We start from the raw sequence: 14,194 nt of genomic DNA, 5'->3' as shown, positions 1-14,194 counted from the left end.
AGAGAAGCCACAGGCTCTTAACGTGGACTTAACTCCTTTGGCCGCGGTAAAAGCTCACGCATCCCTTCGATGGGTGATCATCAGCCCGGCCGCATAAACAATCACGCAGATGCCGCCGAAATAAGCCAAATAGCCCCACGGTCCCAACGGCGGTTCGAGTTTCAGCATCGAAACCGTCAGATCCGGCCCCGAAAACTGATTCGCCGCGAAGAACGGCATCCACTGGTAGATGTCGTCGCCCACTTTCGGGATCAGCATGACGAGCCCCTCGAGCAGCTGCGTCCAGGCCAGTGCGAACCCGAGCGCGAACGCGGGACTGCGGAACAGCAGCCCGAGGCCGACGCCGAGCAGGCCGGTCAGGAAGAAGGTCAGGCCCTGTCCCGCCACCGCGCGCCAGTCGGCGCCCGAAGCAAGCCCCAGGTCGGCGGCCGGTTTGATCAAGTACGCGATCGCCCACGAGCCGAAGCCCACCAGCAGGCCGATCAGCCCCGAGAACACCCCGACGACGGCGCCCTTCGCCAGCAAGGCGGGCAACCGCGAAGGCACCGCCTGGAAGGTGAGCTTCATCGTGCCCCAGTTGAACTCCGTCGCCGCCGCGAGGATCGCGAGGACCAGCACCACGGTGCGGCCGAGCGCGCTGGCGACCTGCGTCGAGTTGACGCCGGTCTGGCCTTCGAGCGGGACGAAACCGAAGAACAACGCGGTGTAGGCGAGCGCGATCACGACCGCGATCCCCGCGCACCACCAGGGCATGCGGGTGCTCAGCAGTTTGATCCGCTCCGCGCGGAGCATGTTCGCCGCGGTCATCGGACGACCTCCGGGACCTGGCCGGTGCCGTACTCGACGGCCTCGGCGGTGAGTTGCATGTACGCCTGTTCGAGCGAGCCGGTGAGCGGCTTCAGCTCGTGGAGGGTCGCGCCCGCGGCGAACGCGAGCTCGCCGATGTGGTCGCTGTCCATTTCGGACACGACGAGCGCGCCGTCCTCCTCACGGAATTCGGCGCCCTTCTCGGTCAGCGCCCTCCGCAGCTCGGGCAGATGCGGGCTGCGGACCCGCACGCCGAGGCCCTTCGCGCGGCCGACGAAGTCCTCCATCGTGCCCTGGTAGATCAGCTTCCCGCGCCCGATCACGACGAGGTCCTGCGCGGTCTGCGCCATCTCCGGCAGCAGGTGGCTGGACACGAACACGGTGCGTCCCTCGGCGGCGAGCGCGTGCATCAGCTTCCTGATCCACACGATGCCCTCGGGGTCGAGCCCGTTCACCGGCTCGTCGAACAGCAGCACCCGGGGGTCGCCCAGCAGCGCCGTGGCGATCCCGAGCCGCTGCGCCATCCCGAGCGAGAACTGCCCGGCGCGTTTGCGGGCGACCGGCTCCAGGCCGACGAGCCGGAGCACCTCGTCGACCCGCTTGTCCGGGAGGCCGTTGGTCGCGGCGATCCAGCGGAGGTGCTCGCGGGCGGTGCGGCCGGGATGCCGCCAGGTGGCGTCGATCATGCCCCCGACCGTCCGAAGTGGATCACGCAGCTCGCGGTAGACGTGGCCGTCGATCGTCACCGTGCCCGACGTCGGGCTGTCGAGCCCGAGCATCATCCGCATGGTGGTGGACTTCCCCGCCCCGTTGGGGCCGAGGAACCCGGTCACCCGTCCTGCTTCGGCGGTGAAGGAAAGGTCGTCGACGGCGAGCTTGTCGCCGTAGCTTTTCGTGAGTCCGATGGCCTCGATCATCAGCCCTCCCTCCGGTGGATTCCGACATTACGCGGGAAAGGACCGGGCTGCCCCCGATAGGCGGCCCGGTCCTTGTTCCCCTTTTTCTCCCCGTCCGGACGTCTCGCTCCCCCGAGTGAGACGTCCGGCTTTCTCCCCTGTGGAAGTCCTTACGCGTCGCGCTTGTTCGCGACGACCAGCGAGATGACCAGCAACACCAGCGCGAAACCGGCGAAGTAGGCCAGCGAGCCTGCCTGGTTCAACGGCGCGTCCGCCGCGGCGGGGCCCCCGGTGAGGAACCGGTCGGCGACGTGGAACGGCATCCAGTCGTAGATGTCCTTGCCGATCTTCGGGATGAGCTGGATCAGGTTCTCCACCGCGAGGGCGTAGATCAGCACGAGCGAGATGGCGCCGGCGCTGTGCCGGATCAGGATGCCGACGGCGATCGCGATCACCGAGGCGAGGGCGAACACCACGCCCACCCCGGCGACGGAGACCCACTCCGCGGTGGTGTTCAGCATGAGGTCTTCCGGCCGCATGATCGAAGCGAGGCCCCAGGCGCCGAACGCGGCGACCTCGCCGACCACGAGCGACAGGGTCGCGACCACGCCGGTCTTGGCCAGCAGCGCCGAAGTGCGGTTCGGCACGGCCTGGAAGGTCGTCCGGATGGTGCCGAAGCGGTATTCGGTGGTCACCGAAAGCGCGGCGAGCACCATGATCACGGCCATGCCGAACCCGTAACCGAACTGGGTCAGGCTGACGTCGGTGAGTTCCCCGGCGGGCGCGGCACTGGAGATGATGGCGGCGAAGCCAATCACGACCGCGAGTGCGGCCAGCGCGCACCACCAGGGTGAGCGGGTGGTGAACAGCTTGATGCGTTCCACGGCGAGCAGAGTCATGGCTTTTCTTTCCTCGAAGAGTGGCTGGCTACTGGGCGGCGGAGAACGCGGCTTCGGCAGTGCCGTCCCTGAGACCGGTGTGGTACTCGACCGAATCGCCGGTGATCTGCATGAAGGCCTGCTCCAGGGAGCCGGTCTGCGGGCTGAGCTCGTGCAGCACGATCTGGTTGGCCGCGGCGATCTCGCCGATCTTGTCACTGTCCAAACCGGACACCACGAGCGCTCGGTCGGCGTCGGTGACCTGAGCGCTCGCCTGCGTCAGCGCGGCGCGCAGCGCGGGCAGTTGCGGCGACCGGACCTTGACCGTGTTCTCGGCGGCCCGCGCCACGAAGTCCTCGGTGGAGGACTGGGAGATCAGCCGCCCCTTGCCGATCACGACCAGGTGGCTCGCGGTCAGCGCCATCTCCGAAAGGAGGTGCGAGGAAACGAATACCGTGCGGCCTTCGTCGGCCAGCCGGTGCATGAACTTCCGGATCCAGAGGATGCCTTCGGGGTCGAGGCCGTTGACGGGCTCGTCGAAAAGCAGGACCTCCGGGTCGCCCAGCAGTGCCGCCGCGATCCCCAACCGCTGCGACATCCCGAGGGAAAATCCACCGGCGCGCTTGCCGGCGACGCTGGTGAGCCCGACGATCTCGAGCACCTCGTCGACCCGGCTCTCCGCGATCTTGTTGGACTTCGCCATCCACCGCAGATGCGCCCGCGCCGACCGGTTGGGGTGCACCCATTTGGCGTCCAGCAGCGCGCCGACGGTCCGCAGCGGGTCTTTCAGATCGCGGTAGAGCTTGCCCCCGATGCGCACCTGGCCCGAGGTCGGGTTGTCCAGACCGAGGATCATCCGCATGGTCGTGGACTTGCCCGCCCCGTTGGGGCCGAGGAACCCGGTGACCTCACCCGCCGCGACGGAGAAGGACAGGTCGTTCACCGCCAGTGTCTTGCCGTACCGCTTGGTGAGGCCCGCTGCCTCGATCATGTCTGCTCCCCTCGGCGACTGCGAGAACAATCGTCGTCCATGTGGGTGGCCGAGCGCGTCATCCTGAGGTGCCAACCTGATACCCGACCTGAGACGTAGCTTGCCGTCTTCCGGCGGCGTACGCGATCGGTGATACCCCTGAGAGTGACCCTGATTCGCCAGGGTTAATGAACCGTGGTTCAATAATCGCATGGCGAGGCCCCGCAGCATCACCGACGAACGACTGCTGACCGCGGCGGGAACCGTGATCGGCAAGGTCGGCCCGGGTTTCACGCTGGCCCAGGTGGCGGCGGAGGCCGGGGTGGCGGTCGGCACCGTCGCCCAGCGGTTCGGTTCGAAGAACGGTCTCCTGCTGGCGTTGAGCCGGGCGAACACGCGATCCGTCGTGGGACTGATGCGGGAATGCGGCGAGCTGGCCGATCCCGTGGAAGCACTGCGGGCGGCGGTCGTCGTGGTCTACGAGGGCCTCGGCGACGCGGAGACCGCGGCGAACCATCTCGGGCAGCTGGGGGTGGACATCGGCGATCCGGAGCTGCGCGCCCTGCTCGGTGACCATTTCACCGCCGTGGAAGCGGAATTGCGCAGGCTGGTGCGCGCCGCGACGCGTGACCTGCCGGGCGCGCCGGGGGTCGTCCGCGCCGCGCGAGTGCTGCTGGGGGTGGCGAACGGGGCCGCGCTGGACTGGTCGATCCGGCCGAAGGGACGGATCACCGAACGGTTGGGGCAAGACGTGGACGCGGTACTGACCGCGTGGAAGGGAGTGTCCTGAATGGACCGGAAAGTGGCCGTGGTCACGGGGGCGACGCGGGGATGCGGCCGGGCGATCGCGGTGGAACTGGGCAGGCTCGGCTGGACGGTGTTCGTCACCGGCCGCACGACGCGGGAGCAGCAGTCGCCGATGAAGCGGTCGGAGACGATCGAAGACACCGCTGAGCTCGTCGACGCGGCGGGTGGCCGGGGGATCCCCGTCCGGACCGACTTCACCGTCGTGTCCGATGTGGACGCACTGAAGGCGCGGATCGAGTCCGAAGTGGACGGAAGGATCGACGTCCTGGTCGACGACGTCTGGGGCGGCGACCAGTTCGCGGATTTCGAGGGGGCGTACTGGGACTCCAGCCTCGACGACGCGCTCACGCTGGTGCACAACGCGATCGACACGCATCTGATCGCGCTGCACCGGCTGCTCCCGCTGGTCGTGCGGCGGGAAGGCGGCCTCGTCATCGAGGTCACCGACGGCGACCACGACGAGTACGTCGGCGCGGGAATCCCGTACTTCCTCGCGAAATGCGGGATCCGCGCGATCGGCAGGGCACTCGGCGCCGAACTGAAGAAGTACGGCTGCGTCGGCATGACCGTCACACCGGGCTTCCTGCGTTCGGAAGCCATGCTCGACTACTTCAAGGTCACCGAGGAGACGTGGCGTGACGCGGTCGGCAAGGCCGCGCCGGTCGATTTCGCGATCTCGGAGACGCCGGCGCTGCTCGGACGCGGTGTCGCGAAGCTGGCGACCGACCCGGAGGTCTCGCGGTTCGCGGGCAAGACGCTCGCGTCGTGGACGTTGATGAACGAGTACGGCCTGACCGACGTCGACGGCTCACGCCCTGACTTCGGCAAGTGGATGGCCGAAGTCAGGGAGCAGGGCAAGGACGCCGCGACGGCGGATCACGCGCTGTACCGCTGAGGGATCGTGCCGGCCGGGGAGCTACTTCTTCCCGGCCAGCACGTCCAGGTAGTGCTGGTTGAACATGACGCCGAGGACGTTGCCGAACGGGTCGACGACGGCGGCGGTCACGAAGCCCGGCCCGCGCTCGATGATCGGCTCGTACTCCTTCGCGCCCTTCTCCAGCAGCTTCGCGAAGGCGTCCTCGACGTTGTCGACGGCCCAGTTCGCGATGGCCCCGCCGGGGCCCGGCTGAGCCGACGGCGGCCGGAAGTCCCCGCGGACCAGGCCGAACTCGTGCTGGTAGTCACCGATCCGGAACTCGGCGTACGCCGGCGTGCCGTCGGGACCGTTGCGGACGAAGTACGGCTCGATCCCGAAGAGGCCGGAGTACCACTCGATCGCGGCGGTCAGGTCGTCGGCGTAGAACGTGGTGGTGGTGAGACCTCGCAGCATTTCGTTCTCCTCAAGTAGTGGCTCTGAGAAGAAGGATCCACCGCAAAGTGCTCACCGAATGACCACTTTTCCGAGTTCCGGCGAGAATCACGCTTGATCCGGCTCCAAGCACGCGAGTTCCGCCTGGAATCACGCGAGATCCGCTTTCCAGTGAGGCTCAGGTGACCCCGGGACGCGCCAACCCCGTCTCGTAGGCGAGCACCACGGCCTGCACCCGGTCGCGCAGATCCAGCTTCGACAAAATCCGCCCGACGTGCGTCTTCACCGTCGCTTCGGACAGGAACAGTGTCTCGGCGATCTCCAGGTTCGAGAGGCCCTTCGCGATCAGCACGAGCACCTCCCGCTCCCGTTCGGTGAGGACATCGAGCTCGGCCGCGTCGCGCATCGGCTTCCCGCCGCCGCCGACGAACCGGTCGAGCAATCGCCGGGTCACCGAAGGCGAGACCACGGCATCACCCGAAGCGACCGCTCGCAGCGCCGACACCAGGTGATCCGGCTGCGTGTCCTTCAGCAGGAACCCGCTGGCCCCGCCCTGCAACGCCGAGTACACGTACTCGTCCAGATCGAACGTCGTCATCACGAGCACGCGCGCCGTCCCGGCCTCGACGATCCGCTTCGTCGCTTCGACCCCGTCCAGCACCGGCATCCGGACGTCCATCAGCACGACGTCGGGCCGCAGTTCCTCGGCGAGCCGGATGGCCTGCGCGCCGTCCCCCGCCTCTCCGACGACATCGATGTCGGCCTGCGCGCCCAGGACCATCCGGAACCCGACGCGCATCAATTCCTGGTCGTCGACGACCACCACCCGTATCACGTCGCCAACCTAACCGGGAGCCTCGCGTGCACCTGCCACCCTCCACCGGGAGCGGGGCCGACCTCCAGCGTGCCGCCGAAGACGTTCGCCCGTTCCCTCATTCCGATCAATCCGTTCCCACCGGGGACGGTGAGCTTCCGCGGCGGCGCGGTGTGCGCCGCCACCTTCGTCGCCGTGGGCACCAGCTGTTTCGCGCGGCCGGCGCCGTCGTCGGTGACCTTGACGTCGATCACGTCGGCCTCGCGGCGCACCACCACCTCGGCCTGTGCGCCCTGACCGGCGTGTTTCAGCGTGTTCGTCAGCGATTCCTGCACGATCCGGTACACGCCGAGGGAGACACCGGCGGGCAGCCCGGCCAGCGCTTCCGGCCCGATCGCCAGCGTCACCGGCACCCCCGCCTGGCGGATCCGGTCCGCCAGGTCGGTCAGCGCGGTGGCGTCCGGCTGCGGGACGCGCGGCTCGTCGTCGCCGTCGCTGCGGAGCACGTCCAGCAGCCGCCGCAGTTCGGCGAGCGCGCCGCGGCCGGTCTCCGAAATCGTCTGCAGGGCTCGTTTCGCCATCTCGGGATTCCCGTCGACCGCGTAGGACGCGCCGTCGGCCTGCACGACCATCACGCTCACCGCGTGCGCGACGACGTCGTGCAGCTCACGGGCGATACGTCCGCGCTCCTCGCCGACGGCGATCCTGGTCGCCTGGTCCCGTTCCGTCTCAAGCAGATGCAACCTGGCTTCCACCTCCTCGTGATAGGCGCGCCTCGCGCCGGCGAACTCACCGAGCGTCCAGCACAGCGCGGTGGAGAAAAGGGCGATGATCGCCAGGATCCACACGTCTTCCGGCGTGTCGATCCACAGCTGGAGCCCCGTGACGACCACGGTCGCCAGCAGGTACAGCAGCCCCTGTTTGCGCCCGACGTAGACCAGCACCGAGTAGATGCTGATCATCATCGCGAACGCGCTGGCCGCGCCCAGCTCCAGCGCGCTGTGCGGGATGCCGATCAGCAGCAGGAGATACGCCGACCACAGCGTCGCCTTCCGCCGGAAGACCAGCGGCGCGACCATCGCGACGTCCAGCGGCAGGACCACGTACCAGGGCGGCATCGGGACTTCGGGCGTCTCGGCCGCCGCCACGAAGAACAGCAGGTCCGTGAGCAGCAGGGCGACGGCGATGAAGCTGTCCCCGGCCATGGGGTGGGCACGCATCCAGAGGCTTAACCGTCGCACCTGGTAACACTATGTCGGGCGATGCCGTCCGCGCGTCGGTCGCCGGTACCACCTTCGGTGCGACCCGAGGATGAGCGGCATGGCACGATTCTCCTCGGCGTGCTCGACGACTGGGAGGGGTGGGCGCCGTGACCTCAGCGACGGAGCAGGGCCGTCTCGCCGGTCCGTTGTCGATGTCGGTGGCGAATCTCTGCCATCGCCTCCAGCCCCAGGTGTCCGCGCGGACCGCGGCGGGGTTCGCCGAAGTGCTGCGCAGACTGGGCGGCCCGTTGCAGGTCGCCGTCGCGGGCCGGATCAAATCGGGGAAGTCCACCCTGGTCAACGCCCTGATCGGCCGCCGGGTCGCGCCGACCGACGTCGGCGAGTGCACGCGGCTGGTCACCCGGTTCCAGTACGGCACGGTCGACCGCGTCGAGATCGTCTTCAACGACGGCCGCAAACAGGTGCTGCCCTTCTCCGCCGACGGGATGATCCCGGCCGAGCTGGGCATCGACATCGACCAGGTGTCGCATATCGAGGCGTACCTCACCAACGCGGTCCTGCAGGGCATGACCGTCATCGACACCCCGGGCCTCGGCTCGCTCGACGCCGCTTCGGTGTCGCGGACCGAGGAGCTGCTGGGCGCGGCGAAGCACCGCAAGCCCGACGATGACGAAGAGGAAGAAGAAGGCTCCGACGAGCTGGACGACACCTCGCGCAACGCCGTCGCGGGTGCCGAGGCCGTGCTCTACGTGGTCACGCAGGGCGTGCGCGCCGACGACCAGCAGGCGCTGGCCGCGTTCACCGCGGCGACCGCGAGCCGCGAGGCGGGCCCGGTCAACGCGATCGCGGTGCTCAACAAGGCGGACACCATCGCGCCGGAGTCGGTCGACGGCTCGGGCGGCGACGTGTGGAAGGCCGCGACGCTGCTGTCGGAGAAGCAGGCCGCGACGCTGAAGCCCCGTGTCGCGGACGTGCTGCCGGTGATCGGGCTGATCGCGGAGTCGGCCGAGTCCGGCGGGTTCACCTCCCCCGACGCCGAGGCGCTGCGCCAGCTGGCCGAGATGGACGACGACATCCTCGAGACCATGCTGATCTCGGCGGACATCTTCACCAGCTGGGAATGCGACGTCGCGGCGGGCACCCGGCTGCGGCTGCTGGAGAAACTGGACCTGTTCGGCGTCCGGTACGCCGTCGAGGCGATCCGCAAGGAACCCGAGATCACCGCGGGCTCGCTGCGCCGGAAGCTGCTCGACGCCTCCGGGCTCGAAGCCGTCCGCCAGCGGCTGAGCATCGTCTTCGCCGCGCGGGCCGACGGCATCAAGGCCGCCGCCGCGCTCGCTTCGGTCACCGCGCTGGCCCACGCGTCCGGCGATCCGGCCGAGCGGCAGCGCGTCCACGACGCGATCGAGGTCCTGCTCGCCAAGCCCGAGGCGCATCAGCTGCGGCTGCTCGAAGCGCTCACCCTGGTCGCGTCCGGCGCGGTCGACATGCCCGAGGACCTGTCCGAGGAGGTCCTGCGGGTCGGCAGCAACGCCGACATCGGCGCCCAGCTCGGCAAGCCGGGCGCTCCCCGCGCCGAACTCGCCGCCCACGCCCTCGAACGCGCCGGCTGGTGGCGCTCCTTCGCGTCCTTCGGCGCGACGCCCGCCCAAAGCCGCGTCGCCCACGTCGTGCACCGGGCCTACTTCCTCATCTGGCAGCAGATCCGCGACTGATCCTCCCGCAATCCGCGCATTTAGTCGACTACTTGCCCCGACCGCGGTCAGGCGCCGGAAGGCATCCAGGCAAGTAGTCGACTAAATGCGCGGATTGATAAACCGAGCGCTCGGTCTAATAATGAGCACATGGAAACGATCGTCGACGAGCCCCAGTGGCTGCGCACGGCCTCCTGGATCGGCTGCCCGCTGGCGGGGGCGGCCATCGGCTGGTTCCTCCAGTCGATCTCGGGCTGGGTGGCGTCCCTGAGCTGGATCCCGTTCAAGGGCCCGTTCCAGCTCGTCTCGAACATCCCCCAGCCCTGGGGCACGGTCGTCGGAATCGGCGCGGGGCTGGTCCTCGGCCTGCTGTTCGCCGCGGTCTGGGCGCACGAGCGGCTGATCGTCAAGGTGACGCCGGCCCGTATCACGCTCACCACCAAGGGCCGCAGCCGCGCGTACGAAGCCGAGCTGGAGGCCGTCTTCCTCGACGGCAAGGAGCTCGTCCTCCTCGCCGCCGACGGACGGGAGCTGACGCGGCAGAAGGGCGACGTCGACCGCAAAGCCGTCGCCAAGGCATTCCTCGACCACGGCTATCCGTGGCTCGACGAGCCCCCGGCGGTGAAATGAGGACGGTCGACCCCGCCAAACACGAGGCCAAACGCCGCGCCATCCTCGACGCGGCCGCGTGGCGTTTCTCGGAGAAGGGTTTCGAGAAGACCACGACGGCGGAGATCTGCCGCGCGGCGGGGATCAGCACCGGCAGCCTCTTCCACTACTTCCCGAACAAACGCGCGGTGTTCGTCGGCATCTTCGAGCAGGACGCCGACGAGACCGCGGCCCTGCTCGCGGCCGCCGGGGAGATCCAGGACCCGTGGGAGGCGATCCTCCACGTCATCGCGCACGTGTCCGAGCAGCTGCTGCACCCGGTCGCGGCCAAACTTGTCCTCGAGGTCGCCGCGCAGTGCTCCCGCGACGCCGACCTGGCCGAGCTCGTCCAGGGCAACGACCGCGCCCTGCGCGACGGGCTCACCCTCCTCGTGACACGGGCGGTGGACGCGGGCCGGATCGACCCCGGGCTGCCCCCACGGACGGTGGCCAGCTGGCTCGTCGCGCTGGTCGACGCGCCGCTTTCCCGCGTGATTCTGGAGCCGGACCTCGATCCGGCGGCGGAACTCGCGGTGATGAAGGAGCTGATCGCCAGATTCCTGCGTCCCGTTCTGGCGATTCCGCCCCCGGCGGCCGGGCGAGTGGCCGACACTGGTGAAATCTCCCCGGGCTGATCGGTAGGCCCGGGACATCAGTTACGGGGGTCGAATCGGTGGGTGCCTGGCTGCGCAAGAAGGCGGTCGACGAGGAAAATCCGGACGATGTGCCGACCGGCCAGATCTCGGCGGCGCTCATCGCCGAAGCGGATGGCGGGACTTCGCCGTCCGAGGGAACCACGGAGGTCGAAGCCGCGTCGAAACCCGATGTGGAGTCCACGACCACGGGTCCGGCCGACCTCGAACAGGCTCTCGCCGACAGGCAGGCACTGATCCAGATGTGCCTGTACGCCCTCGATCGCGCCCGCAGCGGCGGTGTCGTCGAGCGGCTCGAACACGGTCTCGCCGCGATCGGCGTCCGTGCCCTGCGTCCGGACGGCGAGCGGTTCGACCCCGCCGTGCACGAGGCGGGCGGCGCGGTCGCGACCGAGGATCCCGCGCTCGAAGGGCTCGTCGCGGAGACCGAGGTCGTCGGGTTCGCCGATCACGACCGGGTGCTGCGCGCGCCGATCGTCATCGTCTACGCGAAGAAGGCACAGTGACCGCTCCGAGCGCGGCGGCCAACCTGCCCGCGGTCGTGAAGAGCACCCGCGAGCAGCTGCTCACCGTCGTCCGCGAAGCCGATCCCCAGGCCGCGAAATGGGTCGAGGACATCCGGAAGACGCGGCCGAAGAAGCCGTCCGTCGTGGTGGTCGGCGAGACCAACCGCGGCAAGAGCTCGCTCGTGAACGCGCTCCTGTCCATGCCGGGACTGTCCCCTGTGGACGCCGACGTCGCCACGGCGACCTATCTCGTCTTCGAGCACGCAGAGCAGTGGTCCGCGCAGGCCTGCTATCCGGGCCAGCTGGCGCCGGTGCCGATCAACCTGAACGACCTGATCCACTGGGTCTCGGCCGCGCACGAACTGCCGGAAGGGCAGATCCCGCCGCGGTACGTCGAGGTCTCCGGCCCGGTCCCGCTGCTCGAACGAGTGTCCATTGTGGATACCCCGGGTGTAGGCGGGCTCGATTCGATGCACGGCGAACTCGCGAAGGAAGCCGCCGCGGGCGCCACCGCGCTGCTGTTCGTCGTCGACTCCTCCTCGCCGTTCACCGCGCAGGAACTGCAATTCCTGCAGGACATGGGCGAGCGCGTCGAGACGGTGCTGTTCGCGCTGACCAAGACCGACCAGTTCCGTGGCTGGCGCGAGGTGCTCGAAGCCGACCGGCGGCTGCTCGCCGAGCACGCCCCGCGGTTCGCCGACGCGGTGTTCCACCCGGTGTCCGCGCGTATGTTCGAGACGGCGGCCAAGGCCCCGAACGAGCAGATGGCCATGATGCTGCGCGAGAAGGCGGGCATCGCCGCACTGCAGGGCGCGTTGCAGGAGATGCTGGTCGGCCGTTCGGCGATGCTGGGCGAGGCCAACACCCTGCGCGCGCTGTCGAGCGCGCTCGGCGAACTCAAGGCGAAACTCCAGGCGGAAAGCCGCGCCCTGTCCGCCGGCGAGGCCGAAGCGGAGCAGCTGCGCCAGCGCCGCGACGACCTGACCACCGAACGCCGGTCTTCGACCCGCGGCTGGCAGCTGAAACTGCGCGCGGAGATCCAGCGGACGCGTGTCGAGGTCGGGCACGAGACCAGCAGGCAGATGCGCGACGCGTCGACCCACTTCCGCCAGCGGATCGACGGCGCGAAACGGGACGATCTCGCGGCGCTGCCCCAGCAGGTCGACATCGCGCTGCAGACGACGTCGCAGCGGATCTCGATGCTGCTCTCCCAGCGGCTCAACCAGGTCACCAACGTCGCGCTCGCCGAGTTGTTCTCACCCGAAGAGCTCGACATCATCCGCGGCCAGTTCGCCAGGGCGGGCGGCCCGCCGGTCGTGCTGCGCCCGCCGGACAAGAAACCGCCGACGGCCGAGGACAAACTCCTCATCTTCATGGGGGTTTCCGGTGGTCTCGGCGCCGGGAAGGTCGCCGCGCTGCCGCTGGCGGGTGTCGCGATCCTGAACCCGGTGATCCTGCCGGCCACGATCATCATCGGGCTCGGTGCCGGCTGGTGGATGGCGCGGACCCGCAAACACGCGTCGGACAAGCAGCATATGAAGCAGTGGCTGGTCGAAGCGATCGCCGACGCGCGGTCCACGTTGGACCAGCTCGTCGCGGAGCAGCTGATCGAAGCCGAACAGCAGCTTTCGATGGCGCTCGACGAAGCCCTCGGCCGCCGCATCGACGCGATCGAGGCGGAGCTGAAGGAAGTCGACAAGACGATCAAGATGGGCGCGCAGGAACGGGCGAAGAAGATCTCGGTCGTCGCGAAGCGCCTGAAGGACGTCTCGGACGGCCGGGACCGCGCTGAGGCACTGCTCGGACGCATTCGGTCACTGCGCGACGCCTGATCACCCGCGTTTAGTCCTCTGGATGCGGTACTTGCACGCGCAAGTACCGCATCCAGAGGACCAAACGCGCTGGGCCGGCCTGCCCGCGCGGGTGGTCCTGTTGTGGACCGGAACCGAACCGGCTTACGGTGAGTCTTAAGCTTCGACACACCAGCAGGTCAACGAGGGGGTTATCCCATGTGGGTCGACGAGAGCGGCGGCACGGACACCGAGTCGGGCTCCACCGAAGCGGTCACCGTCCACGTTGACGGCGAGGAGTACCAGGCCGAGCTCAACTACGACCTCGACAAGGACGGCGTGAACGACGCCGCCGTCATCCAGCACGAGGACGGCACGGGCCAGGCGTTCGTCGACAGCGACGGCGACGGCGAGGCCGACCAGTACGCGGTGCTCGACGAGAACGGCAAGGTCGTCCAGGAAGCCGTCTACGACGAGGCGTCCGGTTCCTGGGTCGAAGCGGGCGGCAGCGGTGGCGACGACGGTTCCGACGCGGGCACCAGCGGCACCATGCACGCCGACATGCCCAGCGGCGACGTCGAGGTCGGCCCGCCGACCGTCGACACCAACAACGACGGAACCCCGGACACCGCCATCGTCCACACCGAGGACGGCCGCACGATCGCCTTCACCGACAAGGACGGCGACGGCAGCGCCGACATCGCGGTGGAGACCGACGCCTCCGGCAACTCCAAGACCTACGAGCACACCGGCCCGGGTCAGTGGTCCGAGGTCGGCAGCGGCCTGGTCAACAACGACATCGACTCGGTCTTCACGAGCGCTCCGGCGGCCGAAGGCGACCCGGCGGGCGACGCGGCGTGGGGTGGCGAGGGCACCGAAACACTCGAAGGAGTGGCGAAGATCGATTCCGCCACCGGCCAGTGGATCAGCCCCAACTAAATCCTGAAATGGCCTGGACCAATACAAGAATGGTTTAGTCCATTTCGGCGGGCCGATTAATGTAATCCTGGTCACAGAACAACCCGGCACGAGACCTCGTGCCGGGTTTTCTCATGTCCGATTCGGCCGGCGACTGTGCCATCGATCACCGGAAGAATTTCTGCGTATGGCCCATTCCGGTGATACTGAATCGATTCCCTTATCGTTCTTGTGAGAGAACCGACAGGTCAGCTCTCGGTTACCTGCCGGTCATCCGGCTA

Annotated in this window: 15 protein-coding genes; 8 read left to right on the top strand and 7 right to left on the bottom strand. The window is 68.6% G+C overall.

The annotated features are described in order from the left end of the window. Positions 1 to 54: 54 nt before the first annotated feature. From AB8M46_RS11025 to AB8M46_RS11010, 4 genes are all read right to left on the bottom strand, one after another. A complete protein-coding gene (locus tag AB8M46_RS11025) occupies positions 55 to 807 on the bottom strand; it encodes a hypothetical protein (RefSeq protein ID WP_073845880.1) in 753 nt (250 codons plus the stop codon). Continuing rightward, positions 804 to 1,724 carry an ABC transporter ATP-binding protein gene (locus AB8M46_RS11020; protein ID WP_378423176.1) on the bottom strand — a complete coding sequence of 307 codons (921 nt, stop codon included), beginning with the start codon at positions 1,722 to 1,724 and terminating at the stop codon, positions 804 to 806. The genes AB8M46_RS11025 and AB8M46_RS11020 overlap by 4 nt, the downstream gene beginning before the upstream one ends. A 149-nt stretch (positions 1,725 to 1,873) precedes the next feature. Next, positions 1,874 to 2,602, bottom strand: a complete 729-nt coding sequence (locus tag AB8M46_RS11015; RefSeq protein ID WP_125731240.1) for an ABC transporter permease — start codon at positions 2,600 to 2,602, stop codon at positions 1,874 to 1,876. A 28-nt stretch (positions 2,603 to 2,630) separates the two neighbouring features. Next, positions 2,631 to 3,572 (bottom strand): ABC transporter ATP-binding protein, encoded by a 942-nt coding sequence (locus AB8M46_RS11010; RefSeq protein WP_037334240.1) that lies wholly within the window; start codon positions 3,570 to 3,572, stop codon positions 2,631 to 2,633. A gap of 190 nt (positions 3,573 to 3,762) precedes the next feature. Here AB8M46_RS11010 and AB8M46_RS11005 point away from each other — a divergent pair, with 190 nt between their 5' ends. Both AB8M46_RS11005 and AB8M46_RS11000 read left to right on the top strand, forming a co-directional pair. Beyond that, positions 3,763 to 4,341: a TetR/AcrR family transcriptional regulator gene (locus AB8M46_RS11005; RefSeq protein ID WP_037334243.1), complete on the top strand. Its 579-nt coding sequence runs from the start codon at positions 3,763 to 3,765 to the stop codon at positions 4,339 to 4,341. Continuing rightward, positions 4,342 to 5,253: an SDR family NAD(P)-dependent oxidoreductase gene (locus tag AB8M46_RS11000; RefSeq protein ID WP_037334246.1), complete on the top strand. Its 912-nt coding sequence runs from the start codon at positions 4,342 to 4,344 to the stop codon at positions 5,251 to 5,253. It abuts the gene before it with no gap. Between the two features lie 21 nt (positions 5,254 to 5,274). Here the strand turns inward: AB8M46_RS11000 and AB8M46_RS10995 are convergent, their stop codons facing one another. The 3 genes from AB8M46_RS10995 to AB8M46_RS10985 form a co-directional block, all read right to left on the bottom strand. Continuing rightward, positions 5,275 to 5,688 carry a VOC family protein gene (locus AB8M46_RS10995; protein ID WP_394360211.1) on the bottom strand — a complete coding sequence of 138 codons (414 nt, stop codon included), beginning with the start codon at positions 5,686 to 5,688 and terminating at the stop codon, positions 5,275 to 5,277. Between the two features lie 157 nt (positions 5,689 to 5,845). Then, complete coding sequence (locus tag AB8M46_RS10990) at positions 5,846 to 6,502, bottom strand: response regulator transcription factor (protein ID WP_005167029.1); 657 nt, start codon at positions 6,500 to 6,502, stop codon at positions 5,846 to 5,848. Continuing rightward, positions 6,499 to 7,686: a sensor histidine kinase gene (locus tag AB8M46_RS10985; protein WP_394360882.1), complete on the bottom strand. Its 1,188-nt coding sequence runs from the start codon at positions 7,684 to 7,686 to the stop codon at positions 6,499 to 6,501. The genes AB8M46_RS10990 and AB8M46_RS10985 overlap by 4 nt, the downstream gene beginning before the upstream one ends. Before the next feature lie 209 nt (positions 7,687 to 7,895). Between AB8M46_RS10985 and AB8M46_RS10980 the strand changes: the two genes are divergently transcribed. The 6 genes from AB8M46_RS10980 (at position 7,896) to AB8M46_RS10955 (ending at position 13,934) form a co-directional block, all read left to right on the top strand. Then, positions 7,896 to 9,419, top strand: coding sequence for a dynamin family protein (locus tag AB8M46_RS10980; protein ID WP_378423198.1), 1,524 nt, complete (start codon positions 7,896 to 7,898; stop codon positions 9,417 to 9,419). Positions 9,420 to 9,548: 129 nt separating this feature from the next. Continuing rightward, positions 9,549 to 10,028, top strand: coding sequence for a hypothetical protein (locus AB8M46_RS10975; protein ID WP_037334255.1), 480 nt, complete (start codon positions 9,549 to 9,551; stop codon positions 10,026 to 10,028). Beyond that, positions 10,025 to 10,681 (top strand): TetR/AcrR family transcriptional regulator, encoded by a 657-nt coding sequence (locus AB8M46_RS10970; protein WP_037334257.1) that lies wholly within the window; start codon positions 10,025 to 10,027, stop codon positions 10,679 to 10,681. The genes AB8M46_RS10975 and AB8M46_RS10970 overlap by 4 nt, the downstream gene beginning before the upstream one ends. A gap of 38 nt (positions 10,682 to 10,719) precedes the next feature. Next, positions 10,720 to 11,205, top strand: coding sequence for a nucleotide exchange factor GrpE (gene grpE, locus AB8M46_RS10965; RefSeq protein WP_037334261.1), 486 nt, complete (start codon positions 10,720 to 10,722; stop codon positions 11,203 to 11,205). After that, on the top strand, positions 11,202 to 13,037 hold the full coding sequence (locus tag AB8M46_RS10960; protein WP_038521819.1) for a dynamin family protein: 1,836 nt from the start codon (positions 11,202 to 11,204) through the stop codon (positions 13,035 to 13,037). The genes grpE and AB8M46_RS10960 overlap by 4 nt, the downstream gene beginning before the upstream one ends. 177 nt (positions 13,038 to 13,214) lie before the next feature. Beyond that, positions 13,215 to 13,934 carry a hypothetical protein gene (locus AB8M46_RS10955; RefSeq protein ID WP_125731224.1) on the top strand — a complete coding sequence of 240 codons (720 nt, stop codon included), beginning with the start codon at positions 13,215 to 13,217 and terminating at the stop codon, positions 13,932 to 13,934. Positions 13,935 to 14,194 lie beyond the last annotated feature (260 nt).

The organism is Amycolatopsis sp. SB7-3 (genome assembly GCF_041021335.1).
In the GTDB taxonomy this organism is placed as follows: Bacteria; Actinomycetota; Actinomycetes; order Mycobacteriales; family Pseudonocardiaceae; genus Amycolatopsis; species Amycolatopsis japonica.
This window is presented reverse-complemented; position numbering and strand designations above follow the sequence as displayed.

Excerpts from the sequence above, each read along its gene's own strand:
- AB8M46_RS11025 (WP_073845880.1), bottom strand. The coding sequence starts at position 807 with ATGACCGCGGCGAACATGCTCCGCGCGGAGCGGATCAAACTGCTGAGC.
- AB8M46_RS11020 (WP_378423176.1), bottom strand. The coding sequence starts at position 1,724 with ATGATCGAGGCCATCGGACTCACGAAAAGCTACGGCGACAAGCTCGCC.
- AB8M46_RS11015 (WP_125731240.1), bottom strand. The coding sequence starts at position 2,602 with ATGACTCTGCTCGCCGTGGAACGCATCAAGCTGTTCACCACCCGCTCA.
- AB8M46_RS11010 (WP_037334240.1), bottom strand. The coding sequence starts at position 3,572 with ATGATCGAGGCAGCGGGCCTCACCAAGCGGTACGGCAAGACACTGGCG.
- AB8M46_RS11005 (WP_037334243.1), top strand. The coding sequence starts at position 3,763 with ATGGCGAGGCCCCGCAGCATCACCGACGAACGACTGCTGACCGCGGCG.
- AB8M46_RS11000 (WP_037334246.1), top strand. The coding sequence starts at position 4,342 with ATGGACCGGAAAGTGGCCGTGGTCACGGGGGCGACGCGGGGATGCGGC.
- AB8M46_RS10995 (WP_394360211.1), bottom strand. The coding sequence starts at position 5,688 with ATGCTGCGAGGTCTCACCACCACCACGTTCTACGCCGACGACCTGACC.
- AB8M46_RS10985 (WP_394360882.1), bottom strand. The coding sequence starts at position 7,686 with ATGGCCGGGGACAGCTTCATCGCCGTCGCCCTGCTGCTCACGGACCTG.
- AB8M46_RS10980 (WP_378423198.1), top strand. The coding sequence starts at position 7,896 with ATGTCGGTGGCGAATCTCTGCCATCGCCTCCAGCCCCAGGTGTCCGCG.
- AB8M46_RS10975 (WP_037334255.1), top strand. The coding sequence starts at position 9,549 with ATGGAAACGATCGTCGACGAGCCCCAGTGGCTGCGCACGGCCTCCTGG.
- AB8M46_RS10970 (WP_037334257.1), top strand. The coding sequence starts at position 10,025 with ATGAGGACGGTCGACCCCGCCAAACACGAGGCCAAACGCCGCGCCATC.
- AB8M46_RS10955 (WP_125731224.1), top strand. The coding sequence starts at position 13,215 with ATGTGGGTCGACGAGAGCGGCGGCACGGACACCGAGTCGGGCTCCACC.